General features: G+C 39.2%; 17 protein-coding genes. 5 read left to right on the top strand and 12 right to left on the bottom strand.

Annotated features, from left to right (window positions below; all coding sequences use genetic code 11):
- Positions 1-12 precede the first annotated feature (12 nt).
- Together BLS35_RS01390 and BLS35_RS01385 are read right to left on the bottom strand one after the other, a co-directional pair.
- Positions 13-1,128 (bottom strand): glycoside hydrolase family protein, encoded by a 1,116-nt coding sequence (locus BLS35_RS01390; RefSeq protein WP_090777012.1) that lies wholly within the window; start codon positions 1,126-1,128, stop codon positions 13-15.
- 8 nt (positions 1,129-1,136) lie between these two features.
- Positions 1,137-3,905 carry a family 78 glycoside hydrolase catalytic domain gene (locus tag BLS35_RS01385; RefSeq protein WP_090777010.1) on the bottom strand — a complete coding sequence of 923 codons (2,769 nt, stop codon included), beginning with the start codon at positions 3,903-3,905 and terminating at the stop codon, positions 1,137-1,139.
- Positions 3,906-4,122: 217 nt separating this feature from the next.
- Here BLS35_RS01385 and BLS35_RS01380 point away from each other — a divergent pair, with 217 nt between their 5' ends.
- Positions 4,123-4,902, top strand: a complete 780-nt coding sequence (locus BLS35_RS01380) for an IclR family transcriptional regulator (RefSeq protein ID WP_090777008.1) — start codon at positions 4,123-4,125, stop codon at positions 4,900-4,902.
- Between the two features lie 120 nt (positions 4,903-5,022).
- Here BLS35_RS01380 and BLS35_RS01375 read toward each other — a convergent pair whose 3' ends face one another.
- The 7 genes from BLS35_RS01375 to BLS35_RS01345 all read right to left on the bottom strand — a co-directional run bounded on the left by BLS35_RS01375 (position 5,023) and on the right by BLS35_RS01345 (position 15,548).
- Complete coding sequence (locus BLS35_RS01375; RefSeq protein WP_090777006.1) at positions 5,023-6,216, bottom strand: thioredoxin domain-containing protein; 1,194 nt, start codon at positions 6,214-6,216, stop codon at positions 5,023-5,025.
- A gap of 36 nt (positions 6,217-6,252) precedes the next feature.
- Entirely contained in the window at positions 6,253-7,437 is a 1,185-nt protein-coding gene (locus BLS35_RS01370) for a thioredoxin fold domain-containing protein (protein ID WP_090777004.1), read from the bottom strand.
- Positions 7,438-7,462: 25 nt separating this feature from the next.
- Complete coding sequence (locus BLS35_RS01365) at positions 7,463-8,875, bottom strand: RagB/SusD family nutrient uptake outer membrane protein (protein ID WP_090777002.1); 1,413 nt, start codon at positions 8,873-8,875, stop codon at positions 7,463-7,465.
- A gap of 17 nt (positions 8,876-8,892) precedes the next feature.
- Positions 8,893-12,489 (bottom strand): SusC/RagA family TonB-linked outer membrane protein, encoded by a 3,597-nt coding sequence (locus BLS35_RS01360; protein WP_090777000.1) that lies wholly within the window; start codon positions 12,487-12,489, stop codon positions 8,893-8,895.
- Positions 12,490-12,671: 182 nt separating this feature from the next.
- Entirely contained in the window at positions 12,672-13,850 is a 1,179-nt protein-coding gene (locus tag BLS35_RS01355; protein WP_090776998.1) for a FecR family protein, read from the bottom strand.
- A 66-nt stretch (positions 13,851-13,916) separates the two neighbouring features.
- Positions 13,917-14,516, bottom strand: coding sequence for an RNA polymerase sigma factor (locus BLS35_RS01350; RefSeq protein ID WP_090776997.1), 600 nt, complete (start codon positions 14,514-14,516; stop codon positions 13,917-13,919).
- A gap of 126 nt (positions 14,517-14,642) precedes the next feature.
- Complete coding sequence (locus BLS35_RS01345; RefSeq protein ID WP_090776995.1) at positions 14,643-15,548, bottom strand: NAD(P)/FAD-dependent oxidoreductase; 906 nt, start codon at positions 15,546-15,548, stop codon at positions 14,643-14,645.
- 152 nt (positions 15,549-15,700) lie between these two features.
- Between BLS35_RS01345 and BLS35_RS01340 the strand changes: the two genes are divergently transcribed.
- Complete coding sequence (locus BLS35_RS01340) at positions 15,701-16,060, top strand: DUF1622 domain-containing protein (protein ID WP_090776993.1); 360 nt, start codon at positions 15,701-15,703, stop codon at positions 16,058-16,060.
- On the opposite strand, the gene BLS35_RS01335 is transcribed toward BLS35_RS01340, so the two are convergent.
- Positions 16,061-18,394: a PDZ domain-containing protein gene (locus BLS35_RS01335; protein ID WP_090776991.1), complete on the bottom strand. Its 2,334-nt coding sequence runs from the start codon at positions 18,392-18,394 to the stop codon at positions 16,061-16,063.
- Positions 18,395-18,825: 431 nt separating this feature from the next.
- On the opposite strand from BLS35_RS01335, the gene BLS35_RS01330 reads away from it, so the two are divergent.
- The 3 genes from BLS35_RS01330 to BLS35_RS01320 all read left to right on the top strand — a co-directional run bounded on the left by BLS35_RS01330 (position 18,826) and on the right by BLS35_RS01320 (position 21,543).
- Positions 18,826-19,794, top strand: coding sequence for a hypothetical protein (locus BLS35_RS01330; RefSeq protein WP_132225897.1), 969 nt, complete (start codon positions 18,826-18,828; stop codon positions 19,792-19,794).
- 49 nt (positions 19,795-19,843) lie between these two features.
- Positions 19,844-20,473 carry a hypothetical protein gene (locus BLS35_RS01325; RefSeq protein WP_090776987.1) on the top strand — a complete coding sequence of 210 codons (630 nt, stop codon included), beginning with the start codon at positions 19,844-19,846 and terminating at the stop codon, positions 20,471-20,473.
- A gap of 107 nt (positions 20,474-20,580) precedes the next feature.
- Complete coding sequence (locus BLS35_RS01320) at positions 20,581-21,543, top strand: hypothetical protein (RefSeq protein WP_090776985.1); 963 nt, start codon at positions 20,581-20,583, stop codon at positions 21,541-21,543.
- 85 nt (positions 21,544-21,628) lie between these two features.
- Here BLS35_RS01320 and BLS35_RS01315 read toward each other — a convergent pair whose 3' ends face one another.
- Positions 21,629-23,821, bottom strand: a complete 2,193-nt coding sequence (locus tag BLS35_RS01315; protein ID WP_090776983.1) for an alpha-L-rhamnosidase-related protein — start codon at positions 23,819-23,821, stop codon at positions 21,629-21,631.
- 15 nt (positions 23,822-23,836) lie between these two features.
- Entirely contained in the window at positions 23,837-25,423 is a 1,587-nt protein-coding gene (locus BLS35_RS01310) for a sodium:solute symporter family transporter (protein WP_090776980.1), read from the bottom strand.
- Between the last annotated feature and the right edge of the window lie 19 nt (positions 25,424-25,442).

Raw genomic sequence — 25,442 nt, 5'->3', positions numbered from 1 at the left:
CTTTAATATTCTTTATTTATTATTACCCGCAACAAAGTCAAGCTTACTTTTCCCTAAATCTTTAGAAGTAGCCACAGCAATGCCACGCTGATCTTTTTTATTTACAGCACAATAGAAATGATAAACCACTCCTTTATGTTTTAATACGAATGATTTATGGGCATACAACGCATCATAAGGTTCCGAGGATTGGATCAAATTATCTCCCGTCCAATCCGTCCAGTTTACCAAATCATCGGAGGCTGCGAAGCGATTAAAGGCTCCTTTTCTATCTTGCCAAAAGGCGCCGAAATAGAACATCACCCAGGTATTATTGATCTTCTGAATTACGCCATCACCGGTAATTCCGACAGGCTGATGCACCACAGGATCTTTATCAAACCTTTTCCAATGCAACATATCATCAGACACTGCCATACCAATCCGCTCATACCATCTTGTTTTTTTATTATTTTCCAATGAATCACCAACAGCATTATAGTACATCACAAAAGGATGCCCGGTTAGCTTCTTTTTATCTTCAATCACCGTACTTTTAAAAAGCTTATGACGGTTTTCCCACCACCTTACATCTGCGTCTGTTGAACTTAAAACTGGATTTTCCAAGCGCTGCCATTCCTGAACTATAGCAGGGCTTTTGTCTGTATATGCCATTCCAATACTCAATGGTTCCACTTCGTAACCCTTCTCTTTACCTCCAAAATACGACATCCAGTATTTGCCATTAAACTTACCAAGCTTGTAGTCGCCATCCCATTTTGTACTTGTTAAAGCATTGTAGCCTGCTTTCTGATTATCATCCCATTTACCGGCATCGCCAAAAGACATTAAACGGCCCATATTTTCCCAGTGCAAAAGATCGCTACTTTTTGACAACCAGGTCTCATAACCACGACCGCTATAAATCAGGTAGGTCATGTACCAAAACTTTCCTTCACGAAAAATAGTAGGACAATCCATCTTATGCTGTTCATCATCCGGCACCATCACCAATCCATATTTATAAGGTGTTTTAACTTCCTCATAAAGCTGCTGCATTTTAGCCGCAGAGATCGAATGTTTTCCCGACTGCGCTAAAGCTGCTGATGAAATAAAAAAAGTAAGGATGAATAACTGTATAAGCTTCATGATTAATTCTATTGTACTTTAAATTTGTAACTGCCGGAACCGATATGAATAATAGCTCTGTCTTTTTCAAAACCAGCCAACTTAACCATTGTATTATTTTTTATGGCAACACTACTTTCGGTGATCAATTGATTCGCCTTTGCAGGAAGATAAACTGTTGCTTTTGAGTTTGCAGGAACCACAACAGAAAGCTCAAATGCATTTGCAGATTTCTTCCAATCTGTAGCAATCAATCCATAAGGCGATAAGTAACTTCCTTTGGCTGAGGTCAGATCTCCCACCGGCTCCGGATAAATTCGGATGTGGTTAAAAGCTACTGATCCAACCTCTTGCCGTATGCCTACTACCCCACTATAAAACCATTCCATAATATGTCCGAGCATAAAGTGGTTATTAGAAACCTCGGGCAATGCAGCCCAAGACTCAGTTAGGGCCGTTGCACCATGTGCCAACTGATAACCATAGCCTGGCACATCGCTTCTGCTATTCATATCAAATATCACATCCGAACGGCTTTCCTGCTCTAAAACCCTCAAAACATAGCGATAGCCAATATCACCAGCGGTTAAAGCATTATTTCTATCGCGAATATCTTTGATCAGATTGGCCAAAACAGCCTCCTTATATTGTGGCTCAACCAATTGCATATAGATCGCCATAGCATTAGCAGTTTGACTGCCTGTAGCATATTGCTTGGTTTCCTTATTAAAGAAGGTTGTGTTGAAAGCTTGTTTCACCTCAGCGGCCAAAGCAGCATACTTTGCTGCATCCACAGGATTGCCCGTTAGCGTGGCCATTTTCTGCATTAAACATAAATCATAATAGTAAATCGCAGTGCCTGTTACACCCATTGGGGTTTGCTGCGAAACACCGGGATGTTTAGGACCGATATCATACCAATCCCCTAAGCCCTGTTTTAAAATATTATTTTCTGCTTTGGTTTGTAAGTAAGCGATGTAACGTTGCATGGTTGGATAAGCGTTTTTCATCACTTCGGTATTACCATACCATTCGTACAAATACCAGGGAAGGATAATTCCTGTGCTTCCCCATTCAGGAGAATCACGAAACATCTCACCACCCCATGTAAACTGAATAAATTCCGGAGCAATTTCCGGGATTAGGCCGTTATCCAACTGCGATGTGATCACGTCATTTACAACTTTAGTAGCCAACGTAGTCACATCATAATTATACATAACCGATGAAGCCATCAAATGCGATTCTTCTAACCAGCCTAGTTTCTCGCGATGCGGACAATCTGTAAATACACTGGCCATATTGCTTTTTATCGCCCAGTCGATTAGTTTATCAGTTCTGTTGAAAAGTTGGTTTGAAGAGGCAAACTCGCCAACTCTGCCAGCGGCATTACGGGTATGCAAGCCTTTTAATTCCAATATTTCCGGCAAATGGTTCTCTTTAGCATTTCCAGCTGGCGTAGCCCCTCTTACTTCCAAGTACCTAAAACCATAATAGGTAAAACGTGGCTGCCAGATTTCTTCCCCTAGGCCTTTTAATACGTACTCGAAATAAAATGGACTCCCGGTAGGTTTCTGGTTAACTTTTCCATCTTTAAGGAGTTCTCCTGGATAAACTCTTATGGTATCACCTTTATTCCCCTTTACTTTTAAACTTATGATACCAGAAGCATTTTGTCCCAGATCATAAATCCATTCCCCAGTTGAGATTTTAGTGGTTTTTTGTGCACTGAAGTTTTCAAATATTTTAAGCGGCTCTGCCTGTTGCGACCTGATCGCTGGCGGTCCATCCACAATTAATACATTTTTCCAATGTTCATCTTTAAAAGATGGCGAATCCCAGCCTTGTTGTTCTAAACGCGCATCATAATCCTCTCCGCCATATATGCTGGAAAAAGTAATTGGTCCTGAAGCAGTCTTCCAGCTTTTATCACTGATGATGTTTTCTGTAGTTCCATCCTTATATTCGAGCAGCAACCTGCATATCATTTTTGGATAGCCAAATGCTGGTTTTGATTTTCTGAACCTACCTTTTACGGGTGGCACATAATAAAACCCATTGCCCAACATCACACCAATTGTATTTGCTCCTTTACGCAAGTCGCTGGTTACATCAAAAGTTACATATAAAGCTTCTTTATCATATTTTACCCAACCGGCATCCAGAAAGTGATCGCCCTGCTTTTTACCGTTTAAACTCATATCGAAATGTCCCAAACCGCTGATAAACAAACTGGCTTTCGCTACAGGCTTTTTAACCGCAAAATCCTTTCTTAAAAGCGGCAGCACATTACTTCCAAAATAAGTATCCTTTTTATTGTCTTTCGGCAACACGCTTACATTAGAATCTGCCAGTTTCTCGTAAGCAATCCAAGCGGCATTCTTCCAATCGGCAACACATAAAAGTCCCATTTGCCATTTCGCCGTATTAGTCCAGCTTGAAACATTGCCTTTATTGTCCCATACCTTTACTTTCCAATAATAGGTTTTCCCGGCAGCCAAAGGTTCTCCTTTATACTTTACTTGCAAAGATTTGCCCGAACCGACTTTTTTAGAGTTCCAAATGTTTCCGATATTTTTAGTCAACAAAGCAGCATCATCCGCTACAATTATATGATAGGCTGATTGTTGAACATTCCTTTCGGTAGCCCCTATTTTCCAGCTCAATGAAGGTAGATTTACTTCAATCCCCATCGGGTTAGTTCTATACTCACACCGCAAATCATTCGCACTTAAACCTTGTGCAAAAGCTGGTAAGGTGAAAAGAAATAAACCAAGGAAATATAGTAGTTTGCTCATTCAGTTGATAAGATTAACACCTGCTATAACTAAATTAGTTTTTTAGTTGAAAGATTAACAGGATATTGGGTTTACAAATGGTTGTTAATTCAAATATAAATATTTATTTCAAATATGAAAGTATATATTTAGGTATCTTTTTACTTGTTCTACTATAGAAGGATGAATAAAAAGCATTTAGTATGTTTGTCAATTAAAAAGTTACACGCTTGTTTCTATGAAGGAAAAGGAAATTAAATATCAGGCACCAGCATTAGATAAAGGCTTGGATATTCTTGAATATCTCTCGGCTCAATCTATACCGCTTTCTCAGACCGAGATTGCAACTGGTATAGATAAAAGCCCAAATGAAATTTACAGAATGCTGATGAGTTTGGAAAGTAGAGGTTATATTTTGAGGGATGAAGTTTCTGGGAAGTACAGGCTTTCTTTAAAGCTATTTTACCTTTCGCATCGGCACTCTCCTGTTGATGAATTACGGAAGGCAGCACAATACCCACTTGAAGACCTTGCCAACGCAGTGATGCAATCTTGTCACCTGAGTATATTATATATGAATCAGGTAATGGTGATCATTCATGCTAAAAGTCCGGGACCGATAGCACTGTCTATTGAAGAAGGAAACCTTTTCCCTTTACCTTTAACGGCTTCAGGAAAGGTATTACTAGCTTATATGCCGGATGCTGAGCAGGAGGTTGTCCTGAATGGCAATGACATCTACCAGGCATATACTGATAAGGACAAGAAAAAGTTCTTAAGTTCTTTGCAGGAAATCCAAACTAAAGGTGCTTATATCAGGACCAGTGACTTGGCTGCAGGCGTAGTAGATGTATCCGTTCCTATTGGTCGCGGAAGCACCGGGATCATCGCTTGTTTAACAGTATCTAGTCTTACCGCCTTAAATGTGAATAAGGATATGGATAACGAGGATATTTTGGTTGAGGCGATTAAATGTGCGAAGAAAATTGAAGATCGGATTGGGGTCTTAACAATGTAAAATAGGTGTACTCCTCTAAGAAACCTGATCTTAGGCTCCCTGAAAAAGGGAGCAAAGCTCAGAAGGTCTTTTCGGAGTAACCAATTTTACAACTTACTATCCTACTATAAAACCGGGGCTTTAATAGGTAGCGTCTTCTATTTCTTTTTTAAGCATACCCGCTCTATCCTCATAGCCGTTTTTTTCTTTTTTGCACTGCTCGATAGATATATCAATATATTTTATGGCCATAGGTTTATTCTTTAGGTTTTTATAAATCATCGCCAATGTTGCATTATTGATAAAATTATCTTTTATGGCCAGTGCCCGTTCCGCCCAAGTCTTTGCAATCAGCAGGTTCTTCTCCTTTTTAACCAATCTGGATCCTCCACCAAGAACATTACTGATCTGCAAATCGTCATTATAATAAAACTTTTCAACCAACTTATTTGCATTAACCATATAGTTTTCTTCATCCTCTGCTCGCAAGTAATAATCAGTATCAAATGCCAATGCTTCTTTTTCCGTTAAATTGATCTGTTTTTGTAATATTGCTTTTGCCTCCTGGTATGCTGCAAATGTTGGAAAAGACTTATACCAAACCTTTGCTTGAAATTCTTGTAAATACTCCTTCCTGATAAAGTCATCTACTTTTTCTTTTCCAATCTTGGCTCCAAAATCTTTAGCATGGGCTTCAAGATATTTGAAAGACTTACTATCTGTTGAACTTACATTGTCGGTTATTAAACTGAATGTTTCAGCACTAACATTTGCCACGGCATCAAAGTAACGATCGAAAACCATATTGGTTTCTTTGTCGTCGCCCTTAGTTTTAACAATAACGAAGTAACGATACAATTCTTCTTTGTTAAGCTCATTTTTAGCAAATTTCCCTTTCAACTGCTCATAATCATTGCGAGGTGTTAGTGCCATTTTACCGTGCTCAATCAATTCCTTCACATCAGTAGAGCTTGTTAATCTGTGAATTACTTCTCCATTGTAATTGATGTACGCTAGCGTAGGGTATCCAGATACTTTGTATTCTTTGGCAAGTGCTGGCCCCTCACCTTTCTCGGCATCAACTTTATAAGCAATAAAGTTTTTGTTGTAAAAATCTCCGGCCTCTTTTTGAGGAAAGACATTCATCGTCATTTGTTTACAGGGCGCACACCAAACGGTATAGAAATCAACAAATATCAATTTGTTTTGTGCTTTTGCCATTGCTTTTATTTCAGCCCAGGTGCCATGATTAAAAATCATTCCTTGTGCAATGGCTGATATTGACCCAGCTCCGGTCAATAGTATAGTTAATGTGATAAATAAGTACTTTTTCATATGTAATGATTTTAATTTTTCTGAGTGATTGTTTAATTAATTGTGTTGTATGATCCGCTGTTTAAATTGTCCGATTATCTCCGCTTTCCCATCATCATCCCGCTTAGAGGCGGCAAGGCATAGATCAATGTATTTTAATGCGCTGGTTTTATCTTTTAAGCTGTCGCAAATCAAAGCCAGTGACAAATAGTTTAAGGAATTGTCCTTAATGGCTACAGCCATTTCTGCCCATTTTTTAAGTAGTAATAAATGCGCTTCTTTTTTTACAATATATGCTCCGCCAAGGATCATGCTAATGGCTTCATCATTGTTATAGATATACTTTTCGATCAAAGTAGCCGATGTTTTAATAAAATTATCTTCATCCTTTACCTGCTGATAATAAGATTTATCTAAGTCTAATTCTTCCTGCTCAGTCAAATTAACCTTCAGCTTCAACGCGCGCTTAGCGGCAAGATATCGGTCTAAAGGTTCGTTCTTGTCGTAGTAAAAAAAATCTGAGGCCAACTCCTGGCACAGTAATTTTTTCATAAACTCATCCACCTGCTTTTTCCCTGCCAAATGATAAAAATCACTACGATGTGCTTGCAAATATTTAAAAGATTTAGAATCACTGGAACTTACATATTCCTGCATCATTTCAAAGGCCTGCTTACTAGCCTCATTAAACAAACCGAAATAGCGGTCAAAAACCCCATTTATTTCGGCATCTTTCCCCTTTGCTTTAAGGATAACCATATACCGATAGAGCTCTTCTTTACCAAGCTCATTTTTGGCGTATTTTTCCTTTAAACGCTCATAATCTTCCTGCGGATTTAAGGCCACCTTTCCATATTTGATCAGTTCCTCTGCCGTTTCAGCTCCGCCCGCACGGTAAAGCTGTTTTCCCTCTGTATCGGTAAAGATCAACGTAGGATACCCTGATGGTCCATAAGTTTTTGCCAACATGATCCCTTCGCCTTTTTCTGCATCCACCTTTACATTGATAAAATGCATATTAAAGAATTCACCAGCTTCGGGCAAGGGAAAAACTTCTAGTGCCATCTTTTTACAAGGCGCACACCATACCGTGTAGAAATCTAAAAAGATTAGCTTATTCTCCTTTTTTGCCTTCACTTTAATTTCGGTCCAACTGCCATGGTCAAATTCAATTCCCTGGGCACTAGCAGAACAGGCTGCCCCAGTTAACAGGAGCAGCAATATTGTAATATAACTTTTCATATTCCTCTAATTATTTAAAGGCCAGCTACCTTGGGTTCTGGTCTATTTCCGGATTGGCATTGATCACTTTAGTTGGAATCGGGTATACATAACGGTTACTACCAGGTGCCAATGTCAGCTGTTGTGTTTTAAGTGGGTGTGTAATTGTCTTTACGAGCTTTGGATCCGTATTAAATCTTTTTAGATCGAAAAGACGAAATCCTTTGCAAAAAAGCTCCCTTCTTCTTTCCTGTAAAATTAGCAACAAAGCTGCATCGTCATTAGCGGCAGTTAAAACTGTATAATCTGCTGGCTTAAATCTGAACTTGCGAAGTTCATTCACAACAGCTAATCCAGCCTGTCCTTTTTGTGTTCTGGCCAGACATTCGGCCTTAATCAGCATCATTTCAGGCACAGTTGGACCCATTTGAGTACTGCCAGGAACCGTTTCAAATGGAGCGAAGTAGGTATGATAGGTGCCCGGGTAATTGAAAATCCCAATAGGATCTCCATCTGGACCAACATAGTAGGTAAAGAAATGACTCCTCAGGTCTTTTGTGCCCAACAAGGTTACCAATTCATTACTCAGCGGAAAATTACCCCCTCCATCACTACTTGCCTTCATCCATATCACTTCCGGGTTATTCTGGCTGGTTGGAAGAAAAAAACCATCTGGATAACCTGATCCAGCTCCCATATTCACGTAAGGATTAAGATTAAAAAGAGCCGACTCTATACTCAGTGATAAATTGGCATTATCTAAGGCTTTCTGATATTCACCCATATACAGATAAGTACGAGCCAACAAAGCATATGCTGCAGATTTTGACGGTGCAGTTTTACTTGTAGCCAATGATGGCAGTGTTTGCACACCAGCGCTTAAATCACTTAAGATCAAATCATAAGCAGCACCGACAGTAGCTCGTTTCAAACTTTGTGTATAACCCGGTTCTGTAAGTAAAGGCACACCAAGATCCGTTGCAGCACTACTTACATGATATTCCTTTGCATACAGATTAACCAGACACAAATATGCATAAGCACGATGTACTTTAGCTTCTGCAATTAGCTGTGCCTTTAAATTCGCGTCGCCAGATTTTGCCTCCGGCAGTCCCTGAATGGCCACATTGGCATTGTATATCTGTTTGTAAAATAAGTTCCATTCCGGATCATCTTCATTCGCCTGATAAAAGAGGTCAGCCCATTTATAAATCTGCAAAGATCGTACATCAAAGCTATTGATGAAGTCATCATTTAATAAAGCGATATCATCGGTCGGATAATCCACACTTCCATAAGACAGATTGAACACCTCACTGTTATTCAGCAACAGCTGATAATCATTTACCGTACTGGGTATAATTTTGCCCTGAGGTTCAAGCTCCACATACTTCCTACACGAACTGGCAGAAATTGAGAAGACAATTAATAATATATAGTAATATTTTTGAGTGTACATAGTTTCAGGATTAAGGTTTAAAAAGTCGCTTTAATACTAAATACAATGGATTTAGAAGGAGGCAAAGCTGACAAACTCAAATTATCAAGATAATCAGGGTCTATTCCTTCTTTGTTGGCCGTCCAAAGTGCCAGATTCCTGCCAGTCGCACTAACACTTAGCATTTGAAAGGCGCTCCACTTGATTTTCTTTACTGGAATATGGTAGGTTAAGGTAACATCACGCCACCTGACATAACTGGCATCTTCCACGAAATAGTCACTATCAATGTAGCGGAATGTCCCAGTATGTTGAGGATCTATAGCGGGGATATTCGTCTTCGATTCATCTCCCGGCACTCTCCATCTATTTGCCAGATCAGCCTGCGCGAGCCTAGTATATGGTAGTTTAAAAACCTCATTTGCCGTTGGACGCATAAATTTGTGCCCCGCTTTGAAAGTGAATAGCGTAAACAGCTCAAAATCTTTATAAGTAAATGTGTTTGACATTCCACCAAAATAGGGAGGTGTAACATTTCCCTGAAACTGCAGAGCTCCCAGATCTTTCTCATCAAAAGTCACCAGATCAGCCAAAACCTTTTCACCCTTACCATTGTAAATCATTGCATTCCCCTTTTCATTAAGTCCAGCATATTTATAGGTATACAAACTACCTAACTCTTGGCCTTGTTTAGGGCTATTCGTGTTGGTGTAGTAACTAGTAGTTTCTTGTTGAAAATAAGCTTTCGTTACCTTATTCGTATTAAATGAAACATTTACAGATGGAGTCCAACTGAACCCTGCCGCATTGATTGCTCTTGCACTCAGTTCGACATCTACTCCGCGGCTTTTCATCTCCAGTTTATTAGCCAATAATGAGGTAAAACCATAAGTAGGATTGATGTCTACATTTCCGAGCAAATCCAGACTTTTGCGCCAGTAAGCATCCACACTTCCGCTAATTCTGGAATTAAATAGGGAAAAGTCTGTTCCAATATTGTAAGTTTGAACCCTTTCCCATCGTAGTTGAGGATTTGCGGGATTATAAATACTTCCATAAGGATCATTATTGACAGGGTTACTTCCCGACTGCTGCATCACCAGGTAAGGAGAAGTATCCTTATTTAGGTTCCCATTGTACCCCGCGGTTGCCCTTAAATTCAATTTAGAAAGCCATTCTACAGGAGCCATAAAACCTTCATCTTTAACCCTCCACATTGCTCCGATCGACCATAAAGGCACTGTACGAAACTCCTTTGAAGCACCAAATAAATTAGAATCATCTTTACGGAAACTTCCAGACAAGGAATATTTAGATTTATAGGTATAGGTAAAATTCCCAAAGATCGAAGCGTATCTATCTTTTCGATTATTAAGATTAAGGATATATGGAACTTTCGCATCACCATCAGCGGTTTTGTAAACTTGCGTATAATTTACAGGTGTTGAACTGAGTAAGCGGTTATCATAACCATAGGCGCGGTTTCCATAAGCGGAAAACAAGGTTTCTCTAAACTCTGCTCCAATTACCGCATCAAGACGGCCTGCCGCACCCAGATCAGGATTAAAATTCAGTTGCCCCCTGATGTTATAATTATTTTGTTCTGCATCATTGAGGTCAAGAATCCCACCAATCGGCACGCCTCTTACATGGCTAGTTGCCACCGTATAGGTGTTAATGGTATTTCTTGCCATATAAGTGTCGGGACTGTAATAATTCCTTGTCTTATCAAATTCCCGTTCAGTCATATACTTCAAATCGGCACTCATCCAAGGCATAATTTTATAGTTTAACCCAGCAGTTAGCCTATAAGCTAAAGATCTAGAGGTATTATCCGCGTTTGCCAGCTCATCTATATAATTGTATTTCCAGGGCAAATAATCACGTTTCTCCAAAGAATCCAACGTTTGTACCTTTGCTTTATAAGAAAAATTGGTTGCATTACCATTCGCATCAACAATCTGATCATAAGGTAACAATGCATTTGTTCCTGGTTGATTGGCGGTTAATCCAATACCATTATTTTCTTGTTTCATTAGCGAAACAAAGGTTTCAGCTGAAAAAGTAAGCTTTGGTGTTATTTTGGTCTCATTGCTGAAGTTAACAACCATCCTGCTACCATAATCACCTTTATTATTGGTATGTTCATCGGTATAAGAAGCCGAAAGGTAATTACGCGTGATGGAAGATCCACCACTAATGCTTACATTGTATTGCTGAGAAAATGGAGATTGCAAAAGATATCGCTGATACTGCTCGTTCACATCAGTTTTACTAAGTCGTCCTACTTCATCATTATACTGTTGCTGAGTAATCGCTCCTCTTTTAAATCGCATGTATAGATCTGTCCCAGTAGTTAATGGTAGCGGATAAATAGAAAATGCAGATTTTTGACCTGGAAGAATCCCTTTATCTACCAACTCTTTTTCAAGATCTAAATATTGAGCAGAATTGAGCACTTTTCTATAATCCAATCTAGGTTTGCCCGTCAATGAAAAAACGCTTGAAAAGTTAACCTGTGGTTTATTAGAATAAGTGCCCTTTTTGGATTCAATAACAATTACCCCATTTGCGGCTCTTACCCCCCAAATGCTCGCGGCTGCTGCATCTTTTAAGATGGTGATGTTCTCGACATTATCAGGATTGATATTCACCAGATCCAGTTCAGTAGGAAAACCGTCTAAAACAATTAGTGGTTTTTTTTCAGAGTTGATCGTCGATGTACCGCGTATGGTAAAATTATCCCGGCCTTGAGTAAGACTACGATCTGGTGTGCCCACATTCACCAATAAGCCTGATCCAGTTCCTTCCAGACGCTCCAACAAGTTTGGCGAAATCTTTTTCCCAATTTCCTCTCCAGAAATAATTGCGTAAGCCCCTGTTGCCCTATCCTTTGGAATACTTTGATAGCCAGTGCTAAAGGTGACATTCACCTCATCCAGATCACTCTTTGCCGAAATAAGTATCACTTTCAAAGGCATTCTTTTCCCCTTTACCGCAATTTCCTGAGTCCTATACCCCACATACGAGAAGACTAAAACAGTGCTTTCATCTACCTCCGAAAAGGCAAATACACCATCCGAAGGTGTAACTATAGATTTGGAAGAACCTTTTATGCGCACCGTTGCGCCAGGCAGGACATTACCTTCATCATCAAAGACAGTTCCATACACATCAAAAGATTTGAATTTATCAATCACTCTATCAAAAATTGATTTATCTTCCTTTTTGATCACTATTGTTTTTTCATCAATTGCAAAAACCAGGGATTGGTTTTTAAGACAATATTCCAGCACTTCTTTAAGCGCTGTTTTCTTGAAGTTAACATCCAGTTTTTTCTGATCATTCAACTGGCTATCAAAATAAATTACATTGTACCCCGTTTGTTTTTTAATTTCCTGGAATACCTGCTCTAATGAAACATTCCTTTTAGATAAAGTAAGCTGCTGCGCAAAACCCGCAGCACTAACTTGTAAAAAAGTTGCAATCATTAAAACAGTAATAAGGTTAATTCGCATGATCCATTTATTTTTACTGCCTCCATTGATTTGGTTAAAAACCGAATCAATAATTCGCAGAATTTTAGGCATATGGCGTTCCGGCCAACACAATATCTTAGTATAAATTTTATACATTTGTTTGTCTGGTTAAGTTGATAAATTTTGTGTTCTACAAAGATTTTTAGGTTTTATCAGATACTTAAGGGCTTCGATGGCAAGATCGGAGTCCTTTTTTTCTGTAAAACTTTTCTAGATTTTGCTAATGGTCTATCTGAAGGTTGTTCATGTTTTGTTTTATTGGTTTAGGTTATATTGCGCTAGTATACAGTTACAGTTTTTCCCTGAATTTTAAATTTTATATCTCCTGTCATTTCTAAAATCCGAAGTACTTTAGCAACTTGTTCAAATCTTGAAATATTGCCACTAAGTGTCTTTTTGCTGAGTTCTTTATTATTAAAAATAACCTCAATATTATACCACCTTGCAATTTTCCTCATAATGCTGCCCAATTCTTCGTTCTTAAATGAAAATTCTCCATTTTTCCATGCGACAGTATTTTCAACATTCACTTCCTTTATGCTTATTTCTCCGTTGATCAAATCAGACTGCTGACCAGGTTTCAGTAATTTTGCTTGGCCATCCGTCTTTATTTTTACAGCCCCCTCCAGCAGGGTAGTTTTCACATTTACTTCTTCCGGATAAGCATTTACGTTAAAGTGTGTACCTAATACTTCTATCTGCTGCCCCCTACTCGCTACAATAAATGGGTGCATTTTATCCTTTGCTACCTCAAAGTAAGCCTCGCCACTCAACTCCACCTTACGCGAAGTCCCGATAAATTTAGTGGGGAAACTCAGTCCAGAAGCAGCATTTAGCCAAACTCTGGTCCCATCAGGCAATACGACCTGGTAAGTTCCTCCTCGTGGGGTACTCACTTTCGCATAGCGCGAAGTATCTCCTGATGCAGAAATGACCTGAATTTCTGTACCATCACTATAGGCTAATTTGGTTGCATCTATAATTACTCCATTTTTAGTTTCACTTAGCACGATCTTTTTTCCGTCATCTAGGGTCAAAAATGCTTTATTTCCACCTGCAATAATCCCACTTCGGGATGCCTGTTGTTCCAAAAAGAAACTGGTATTCTTAGTTAGATAAAAATGAAGACCAATACTTAAGCAAAGCAATATTGAAGCTGCTACGGCTATTCTCCGCCATAAAAACATTCTTCCCTTAGTCCGGGCCTTGCCAGCAGCCAATATCTTATCCTGAGTTTTATTCCATACCGAGGCTTTATTTGCAGCATGGAACATTTTTAACTGCTGATCTATCTTTTCCTGTTGGCAAAAATCATTAAACCAGTTTAAATGGTCATTTGAAGCTTGTTGCCATTCCTTTAGTTTAGTTTCTTGTTCCTTGGTTAAATCTCCTCTAAGATATCCCGCAACAAGGATGGAGATTTCATATGCTACTTCAAATTTTTGCTGAGGGATCATCTATATTCCTATTTTGTTATAGAAACAACAATATTAAAAAAACAACCAAAAGAATTTTGCTTTTTTTTATCGATCTATAAATAAGAGGAATGCTAATGTCATTGCGGCGGATAGGCCTTTCTTCAAAAAAGATGTTTTAAGCAGTTCTATAGCTCTTGTTTTATGATTTCTTACGGTTTGTACCGATAGGCCTAACATTACAGCTATTTCATCTGTTTTCCGGTTCTCCAGATAGATCAATTTAAAAACCTCACGACATTTATCTGGTAATCCTTCAATCTCCTGACTCAGGATGGTCAAGATTTCCGTTTCAATCACCTCATAGAAGATGGTTTCTTCTCCCTCTTCTAGTTGCTGAATATATTCCTGCTGTATAGCCGTTTTACGTTTCGTCTTTTTAAGATGGTTCAAACAAGCATTCCGGCAGCTGATGTACAAAAATGCTTTGATATTTTGGGCAGTTTCAAAATCTTGATGACGCTCCCATAGCTTGTAAAAACAATCAGAGACTACCTCTTCGGCCTCCATATCATCCTGCAATAGTCGCCCGGCAAAATAACAAAGTGATCTATAATGCAATTCAAAGAAATGGGACAGCGCATGATCATTACCCTTTCGAAAAGCGACTATCCAATATTGTTCATCAAAGGTTTCCGTCAAAAGCATTGTTTGTTAGCTATATTTCCCGCAGCAATATCCGAAAAAATATCACAGTATCAATACGCACAAATCTTGACATCAAACTATGAAAAACAAAATAAATTGACCTTTCAATCGAAGAGATCGAATTGATTACCCATGGGCAATCAATTCGTGATTAATAAAAGCTCCAGCTTTACCGCCAGCTGCTACTGCAGCCGAAACTGCGCGAAATTTGCTGGTGTTATCGCCTGCAGCAAAGACGCCTGCAACTGTTGTTTTCTGAAGATCATCTACCTGTATATAGCCCATTTTATTGATTTCGCAGCCAATTTCTTTTGGAACGGGACAATGCTGTACAAATGGCGGCCTAGCATATAGTGCATTTAGCATATGGCTACTGCCATCGGTAAACAAGACTCGCTCCATCGCCCCCCCCTTGTGTTCAATATCCTGTAATGGTTTTTCAATAACATCTATTTTCAAAGTGCTTAACTGTTGCAGCTGTACTTCAGTTAATTCTGCTTTTCCATTGGTGAAAACAGTTAATTTCTTTGTCCAATTATTGATCATTGATGCCATTTCATAGGCAGTATCTCCATTGGCTAGAATACCTGTAGCCTGATCTTTAAACTCATACCCATGACAATAAGGACAATGAATTACAGATATTCCCCAGCAATCCGCAAAACCAGGGATCTCTGGCAGCAAATCCTTTACACCTGTACTAAATAACAATTTGCGCGCTTTTATCGCTTTACCGGAGTTCGTAATCACCTGGAAGTTATTGTTCTCTCCTTTTACTCCGGTCACCAAATCTGTTAAAAATTCTACTGTTGGATACTGCATTACTTCAAATTTTCCCAATGCAGCTATGCCTGCCGGAGTGTTGCCATCCTGGGTAAGAAAGTTATGAGAATGCGGTGTCTGACGGTTACAAGGATTTCCACTATCAATAACTAGTACATTTCTTATTGCCCTACCGAGTGCTAAAGCTGCTGACAGTCCGGCATAACTTCCGCCGATGATGACTACATCGTAATTTTGATTTTTTTCCATTGCAATATTATTTTGCAACAAAGTTGCGTATTTACAAATACAACACAAAGATCAATTGCAACTTTGATGCAATTGAAATGTAATTTTTATGGAACATTCAAAGTCAAAATTTGCTTAAAATTTGTTATTTTTATATAAATCCCATCTTACAAATGAATTACGTGCTCCAATCCTTATCCGAGATTATCAGCTATGCCAGCATTGCCATCATCTGTTATGGTGCAGCACTTGGTCTCCTCAAATTTATTAGTAACGAGTTAAGTCGTTTCAAGAATTCCTTTTCACTGGAAAAAACCGTTCAAATAAAAATAGAAGTAGGTTATTACTTATTGCTGGGTTTGGAATTTCTGATCGCATCTGATATTATCGACACGATCCTTAACCCATCATTTGATGATTTGGGCATATTGGCCGGAACTGTTGTCATCAGAACAGGCTTATCCTTTTTTCTAAATAAAGAAATTGAAAGCATAGCAGAAAACAAAGTGCCGGAAAATAAAAAACGAGCTTAGCTATTTCAGTTTTACAGTTACCTCCTGCTCCTTCTGGTTCCTGAATACCTTAAGTACAACAGTAGTCTTACTTTGAGAACCCTTTCTTTCTTCCATTAAGTCTTGAACTGTTAGCACGGGATAATTGCCCATTTGTAGAATCACATCATTAGGCTTAATTGTATTGTTCATTAAACTCCCATTATCTACATTAAGTACCAACACCCCAGTTTCAGTAGACATTCCAGTTGCGGATCTTTCAGCAAGTGTAGTCAAATTTTTCACTTTAACACCCGAAAAATCATATACAGTATCCTCTTTCCATACCTTCGGTACAATTAAAGGAATAGCGACCTTTTTAGCCTTTTTGATCAGATTTGTTGACACCACTCCAAAATTCATCTCAAAATTTTTAAATCCGATAGCAAAGGCTTTTGAACCCTCCTTAACCCGATAATTTCCCTTTTCTACATTCATAAACTGTGGATCACCAACCACCGAGTTCAAATCTACTTTCCATTCCTGTACTTTTTTAAGTGAAAACTCATCCGGAAAAAGATTGCTATCTATTTGCTTTCCCCAGTCCACAACGTGAACAGGATAATAAACTGCGCTTACGATATTATGTTTAAACACATCCTGGCTATTCTTAAACCACACGTGCGGATGAAAGGAGTTATTGATCATAATGTTATTTTCCACTATTCTCTTAAATCCTTCTCTTAGCTTTAAGCCACCATTTAAACACACATTGTTCTTGATGATGTAATTGGAAGAACCATCATCCAAATCGATATCCCAGCCATGATCACATCTGAATCTGTTATTGAAAATCAAAGTAGGTTTCATGGCATCAAGAAATATCAACTCTGGGCGATTAGCCGCAATACTATCCATAACCGCGCGCTTAGGGTGCCAATACCGATCTCTTCCCCAGGAGTTAAAAGCACCATGATCTCCGGTTTCCAAAACGGTATTAAAAACGTCGTTATACTCAATATTATGTCCACCCCATGTACCCTCATTGATATTAATACCTGCTCTAGGTACATCATAAATGGTATTGTGGCTTACTTTAATATTTTGTGACATAGAGATATGCACACCAGCTGTTTGTTTTTCTACCTGGCCAATATTATGGATCAGGTTATCGTATACGGTGCATTCAGAAGGGAAATTATTGCCAATAGGGCCGAATTTCGTATCCATATCCTTTAGGTACACAAATTGACTATATTGAAAGGAGGCCGAACGAACAGCCTTAGGATCACCAACAAATACTACTGCACTACTCCCTGAATTATAGATGTGATTACCAGAAAACATATGCTGCTTGTTGTAATTACTATACACCAAAACATTACCGCCCAACTCAGTGAATACACATTTTTCTATGTCGATGTGCTCGCCGCCTTCAATGGTAATGGCCCCCTTTCGATATATAGTCCAATCACTTCGCAATAAAGGTTCTTTGTTTTTCATAAAAGTGCGCAGCGCATGGGTAAAAGTAATCCCCTTTATTGTGATGTTTTTCACAGGCTTTGCAGCCGAACCTTTTACTTCCAATAAACTTTCCATCTGCGGGCTCTCAATCAGCGCAGTGGCCAAATTCACATTGGTCTTTAAGTAAAGTTCTTGTTGTTGCTTATCAAAATACCATTCATTTAGTGTATCCAGCTCTTCTGCTATATTTTCAATAAAACGGTAATCTTTGTGCATAGTAGTGGGGCGATTGTTTTGCCATCCACCTTCCATTTCCAACTTCGTCCCTTTCTTTCCCTTAATCTGATAGGCAAAACCACCCCACATGGCCGTCTGCATCGCATGAAGATAAGCTCCTTCAGGGGCTTTCCATTTCTTAATATGCGCCTCACTTAATACATCAGCCGCAGTGCCATTAAAAGGTACTTTTCCTTGTTGATAATTAGGATACCTTGCCATCTGCATCAATACACCGTTTAAATAAAGCTGATCAAAGATTAGTCCTGACTGCGGGACTTTAGCCGCGTAAATACCATCCTTCTGTTGCCAGTTAAGTTTTAATTTTGCTGAACCTTTAATAGTGACAGTTTCCTGTTGGTACCCCTGAATGCTAAGTCCCTCGCCTTGAGCACGACTATCTTCGACTGTAAAAACTATAGGTCGGCTTAAATCATAAGCTCCTTTTCGCAATAGTATATTCACCTGCTCGGCTTTATATTTTCTTGCTTCCATTTGCGCTCTGTACAAGGTTGCGAAGGGGCTATTCATCGTTCCTTTATTTTTATCACTCCCTTTTGGAGAAATATAAATGTCTTTTGCATGGCTGTACCCAACCATTAAAAAACCAACCAATAGCATCGTAGAAAACTTCATTCGACTAAATTCAATATTCTTAGTCGATATCGGTTCAAGTATATTGGCAGAATGCTAAGTTATTTATCCCGGTACATATGTTCAATGTTCATGGACAACTAAATTGGAAATCGCAACTTTCGGCTTCCAATTTGGCTAGGAAAGTTTCCTTAAAGTTAAGGTCTATTTAACGGCATTTGAACGCCCGTTGAACGGACACTGAACGGACACTGAACGGGCCAAGCCGTCCAATAGCCATTAATTAGTAGTTAATCAATCGACAACTAGCAGTTAACAATCACGCACCAAACTTTATGCGATTGTTTACCGATCCCGGATCCAAAATTAAATCCCGAAATAGTAAAAACATAATCCCTTTAGCGTTAGCATCCTATAGTTTAATATGCACATATTTGTAATCTTATTTAGATTTATTAAAAATAAAACAACATATGAATTACGCTTACAAAACAAAAATTAACAGACTAATATTAAACATCTCGTACGTAGTTTGCCTATTGGCAGCATTCTTTACCCTTTCCTGTACAAAGACTATGGAGCTTGCTCCTCTTTCTCAAAACAAGATTACAGAGTTCAAAATTGTCAATCTACCAGATACAGTGATCTTCGGATCTATTGATCAGGTTGAAAAATCCATTACGGTATATATCCCCTACTATTATGGTTTAGCAGTGATCGATCCGGAAATTAAAGTGTCTGAAGGTGCACGGCTTAAGGAAGAAGTTTTGCCTGTCGACCTGAATGAAACTGGTACAACTTATACCGTAAAAGCGAAAGACGGCAGTACACAGGTATACAAGCTTAAAATTGTCCAGCAAAACACACCTGATTTAACGGTAAGATGGAGCAATACCGGTGTATTTTACCCAAGAACAACACTGAGTATAACTGGAAACTTTATGGCAAGTGGCGTTGGTTTAGCAAAAGTACACCTCATATCAGAAAAGACAAGTAAAGAAACCCTTCTAAACGGAGGTATATTGGTGACTGGTAGTGGTCTTTACGAATATTATTTGAACGCGCTAGAAATCCCTACTGACATTGATACAGGCTACTATAAAGGGCGGATTAGCTTTCTGGGGCACGTTAAAGAACTTCCACAAATACATATTATATATAAACAACCGGATGTGCTCATCGGATCGAAAGAGGTGAAAAGAGGTGATGAAATTGTTTATTCAGCCGCGCCTGAAACCTTAATTATCGGATTAAAATCGGTCAATGTTACTATCGCGGGTATTACTTATGATTTACCTATAAAAAGCTATAACAACACCTCTATCACACTAATTATCCCTAATGACTTCCCATTAGGCGAACACCTTTATATTCCTATGAAAATTTTATTCAACAACTGGGTTACCCTAAATAAAACAGCCTCAATTACAGTAACCAATTAACCTCGAATCCACATTCCTATATTATATTTTAACATTTAAAATTAAATTTATGACGCTTAAAATTAAAACAATGTTTAAAACTGTCGCTCTCATAGCCGCAGTTGGTCTGATCGCAGTATCTTGTAAAAAAGAACAAGCAGGAACTGAAGACCTCTTAATCGCTAACGGGAAAAGAAGCAGCAATATCTCTACCTTATCAAGTACCTGTGATACTTCTTCTTACAAAGTATTAGGCAAAGGAGGTTATTCCAGGACACGTGTTGGATTTGATACGGTTTATGTTGACCTGAACACGCCCGATCAGGATTCACTCTCAACTTTTACCGATGTAAATGCATGGTTTACCAGCAGCTCTAATTCTTTCATATCGACTCCAGGTACATTAAAATACTTACTTGCACCAGGTAAAGCAATTTGTGATCTTACTTTGTCTGATTATTCCGCAGCAACAACCGCAAGTATAGTTGGCATGAATACAGGTGGTAGCACACCAAACGGATGGTATAACTATGTTGCACCAAACGGACCAACACCAATTCCAAACTTTTACGTATTTATTAACGACGGAGTAAATACTTATGCTATTCAATTGGTAGCCTTTACCGATGCGATTAGCTGGGGTTCTGGTGTGAACTTACAAAATAAAGCAAATACAGTAATCCGTTACCGCAAGCTGTAAAACCAACGGCCAATAAAATAAACAGAGGCAACAGCGTGGGTTATGTTGCCTCTATTATAATTGCATATCCCGCAATGAGATGATGCACTGATCTGAAATAATATAAAATGCAAAAAGAGATTTTTAAACACAAGCTTTTAGTCTTTAACTATGCGCTGGCAGCACTCCTGCTGATGCTAACTTATTCCTGTAAAAAAAAGTATCCTGATTTCCCGTACAATGAAATCGAAAAATTCAGTATCAAAGATGTTTCTGGCATAGAACTAAATGCCGCTATACAAGGGAAAAACATCATCATTTACTGGCCTCCGTTTCAGGATCAGCCGGATTCCATACAGCCACAGATTGCAGTTTCCGACCGTGCGATAATTACTCCGAAAAGTGACTCAAAAATCCCCTTCAAAGAAGGTTTCAGCTATGAAGTAAAAGCGCAGAATGGCTCCATCAATACTTACACTTTAAAGATCGCTAATAATCAACCTCTTCCTTATTTTGAGGTCAATGAGCTGGTGATAAATTTAAACAGGTCAATGAGTCTCTTGGGTGATTACCTCATTCCTGACGCAACCCAAACAGCTGTATATCTGGTGGATAAGAATAAAAAAGAAACACTACTAATCATTAATTCTATTTCTAACAATGGAGTAAACGTAAACATACCCCTGGTGCTTAGCCAGGATACCAGTCATTATCACATTAAAGTGATCACTGGAAAACGCAATCTGACCAAAGGTCCATACTACATAGATAGACCTCTACTGGCACTCGGAACCGTTACGCTTCCTGCCGATGTACTCACAGTTAAACGCGGGCAATCTATCGTTTTTAAACACAGTGCCACACCGGGTACCTTAAAATATTATGCACAAACAGGCAGATATGCTTCAGTTGCCATTACCAGCAGAATAACACGTAACGTTCCTATGCAGATTACAGATACAGAAATCACCCTCACCATTCCTCAAGATTTCCCTTTAGGTGCAACTTATGGTAGTATATCATTTTTAGTGGAAGACAAAGCAAAAGGAACTTGGCAACGACGAACCAGTCCTTTTACTGTAGTCCAGTAACCAATGGAAAAATGATCAATTAAAAAAGTCACCGTCTACCAAGGAGGCCTCAGACGCTCTTTGTGAGATGGTGACTTTTTTGTGATTACTTCTTATAAGAAACAACGTAAGCTACACCTTTTTTCAGCTTAAGTTCATAAGTCCTTTTTCCTACTTCAACAGCCTCTCCACCATTGACAACCGGTTTAGAAATACTTTTGAACCTCAACACACCCGATCCCTCGTCGGACTTCACTTTAATCTCTTTTTTGCTGCAATACAACGAAATCTCTCCTGAAGGTGTCGGTACCTTACCCTCCATCCAGTCCAACCCGCCCAAAGCAGGTTCCACAACATAAGTTTCATATCCAGCCGAAAGCGGCTTAACACCTAAATAATACTTACCCAATAGATAAATCGGACTTGCACCCCAGGCATGGCAAAGGCTTTTACCAAAGGGACGACCGTACATGGCCAAATGTTCTGTACCTTTCTTGTCTGGATTGTACTCTTCCCAAAACGAAGTAGCGCCTAAATCCAACATCCCACCCCAGTAATCTTTCATTTGCTTTAACACATACGACTGCTCGCCCATGGCGCAAAGTGCTTCCAACTCATAAAAACGCATATATGGTGTAGTGATCTTTTTGATCTGGTCATTCATCAACACATGTTGTTTCACATCTAGCTTTTGAGCAGGTGTAAAGTAATCGAAAAAAATACCGAACATGTTGGCGTAACGCGTTACATTATCTGTCGGTTTACCAGCAACCCTGCTATGGACCAGCGCATGTTTGCCTTCATCCCAATACAACTTAAATATCTTTGCCTTTAAATCTGCAGCAAGTTTTTTGTAGTTAGCAGCAGCTTCAGTATCCTTTGCCATATCGGCGCAAAGCGCCATGGTTTCCAAACTACGGCAAAATAACAGTTGCTCAAAACTTACTTCCCCGTCTTTACTTAGCTTATCCGCCCAGTCGATGAAAATCCAATCTCCCGGCATCCATTCCAACAAACCATCTTTATTCCTACGATTTAACACATAATCCATCAAGCTTTTCATCCTTGGATAAATATCCTGTACAAATTTCTGATCTCCAGAATACTGGTAGTAATCATAAATCCCCAGGAACCAATAGAAAGAGTAATCCATAATGGTATTGATGTGAGCCGTTACCGGATCTTTTCCTCTTTGCGCCAATAAAGTCCTTTTCACTATCGGCGACTCATTGAAGGAATAATAGTTCATCAGATAGCTTTGGTAAGCATCTCCCGACCATACCCATCTATCGCGCTTAATTCCGTCGATAAAAAACTCCCGTGTGTTTAAATGAAACGTGTATTTGGATACATCATAAATCTTATTGATTTGCTCATCAGAACAGCGAAAACTCCCTTTTTCTGTTACTGGCGCATACTCGTACAGCATACTTACCTTATCTATGGTAACATCGCCTTCAGGCTGGCAGTTTACATAACGAAAGGCTTTAGACAGCTCAATTACCGAGTCTGTTTTACCCTTTAGGTCAATTTCCAACAAGTCCAGCGTTTCACATTTATCAGCAGATAAGGCCTCTTCTTTGGATTCGCCATAATAAATATGCAGTTTTCCTTTTCCCTTTAAACCATGAAGTTTAAGGAAGCCAAAGCTTTCTTTGCCAAAATCAGCCACAAAACCTTTATCCACCTTATCGGTTTTTACAACTTCCATTGCCTTTGTAGCCAACTTAAATTGCGAAGGCGGTAATAATGGGTCTGTTAAATTCCAGGATCCAACCGAAACAAAGGTCGTCCCCGACTTATCAGAAGCCTTTCCACTCTCATCAATCCATTCCTTATCTTCAAAAGTAGTTAACCAGGTTTCATCAGAAACCACCGTTTTGCCTTGTACAAATATCGCCGGGACCTTATCCTGCCCATATACCTTTAAGCTTAACTTGTGCTTACCCGCTGGGATGGTAATCTTTTTTGGATAACCAGAAAAGGCCTGTCCATCAATCTTCACATTGTATTGCCCTTCTACATACAACTTTACCTCTTCAGCACTAGCCAGATTAAATTCCTTATGAAACTCAACCAGCACATAGTGACTGTCCATTTTCCAGAATGGGGGAAGAAAAGCTCCTCTTTCTGTTCTGCGGTTCTGCATTTTGTTGGATACCCAGATATCAAGATCACCAGGATACCAGATCCAGGAAGCTTTTTTGGTACTCTGAGCTTGGCTGGCATCAGTACACAACACGGTTAGTAAAAGCACAAGTGCTCCAAACTTATGTAGACCTGTTTTTAAAAATTTCATATGCGTCTATTAAAATTAATGTCCGTTAAAAAAGATATATAAAGCAACCATCACAATTGCCAGCGCAATCCAGGATACCCAGACACGCTTTGTTGGTTTTTCGATTGCACTTTCATCCAGTTCGTTGATCTCGTAAACCGTTGGATTTCTATCCGCCAAAGAGATCACTATGGCGATTAACAGCAACCCAGCAAAGATCAAAAAGGAAAGAATCAGATAATGCGGCCAGAAAGGATATTTATCCGGCGGAAGAATCCATAAGTAGGTCACCCCTGTACCTAAGCTCAAAACCGAACCTACAGATAGCGTAAAGTTGACAGCTTTTCGAGATGTCCTTTTCCAGAAAACGGTTAGCAAGAAAACCACCGATAATGGCGGAGCAATAAAGCCCAGCACCGATTGAAAAACATCAAAGAGGTTTAATCCCTTAATGTTATCTATGGCCAGCACAACAATTACTGCAAGTACACATCCGGCAATGACAGATATCCTACCCATTCTAATGATTTGCTTATTGGTAGCTTGTGGATTAATATTCTTCACATACACGTCCATGGTAAACACCGTACTCAAAGAGTTTAGAGAAGAACCAATAGTTCCTACCAACACCGCAATCAGCACCACGATCACCAGTCCATTCATCCCTGGAGGGAATAGATTAGTAACCATCGTCATATAAGCTTCGTTAGGATCTTTCAAATCTGGAAACAATACAAAACACAATACCCCAGTAATGATAAACAGAGGCAGCGACAAGATCTTTAACCAGCCGATAAAGCTAACCCCCAGCTGACCTTGTTCGAGATTCTTAGCTCCCAACACAGATTGGACCATGGCCTGATCCGTACAAAAGAAAGCCACAGCTGCTACTGGATATCCCAATAAAATGGCATACCATGGATATTTAGGATCACTAGCTGGCTGGATCAGGTTCCAATAATGCGATGGCGTTTTGCTGTATAGCGCCTCAATACCACCAACTTTGTGCAGGCCCAATATGGTGAGTGCAAGGGATACAAAAATGAGCAGAATCATCTGAAAGACGTTTACCTTAGCAATAGCTTTTAAACCACCAAAGAAAGTAAACAAACCTGCAAAAGCGACCAATACAGTTACCGATTGCCACATTGGAATACCGAGAATCTGCCTAACTAAAAAGCCACCGGCGAACAAACCTAGCGATAACCAGGAGATTAATATCTTGATCAGTGCATACCAGGCAAGGATATTCTGTGTGGAGTCTCCGTACCTTTTACCCATAAACTCGGGCATGGTACTTACTTTCGCAGCCAGATATTTAGGCGCAAAAACGATAGCGAGTAAAAACAGGAATACAAAGGCGTACCAGTCGAAATTAACCGCCACAATGCCTGTGCTATAGCCTATACTGGCAAAAGCCAACAACATAGATGGACCAACATTAGTCCCCCACATGTTAAAACCGATACTAGACCAGCCCAAGGATTTATTCGCCAGAAATAGGGTTTCATCCTCGTTCTTCTTCGAGAAGCTCGCCCTATAACCGATAATGATTAGAATAACCAGGTAAGCAACTACAATGAAGTAATCCAGATTGGTTAAGCGTTCTACAATGTTTCCCATTTAATGTTTTTTGGTTTGG

Origin of the sequence: Pedobacter sp. ok626 (genome assembly GCF_900100435.1) — a bacterium.
In the GTDB taxonomy this organism is placed as follows: domain Bacteria; phylum Bacteroidota; class Bacteroidia; order Sphingobacteriales; family Sphingobacteriaceae; genus Pedobacter.
The sequence above is the reverse complement of the archived record's forward strand: the minus strand, read 5'-3'. Positions and strand labels throughout refer to the sequence as shown.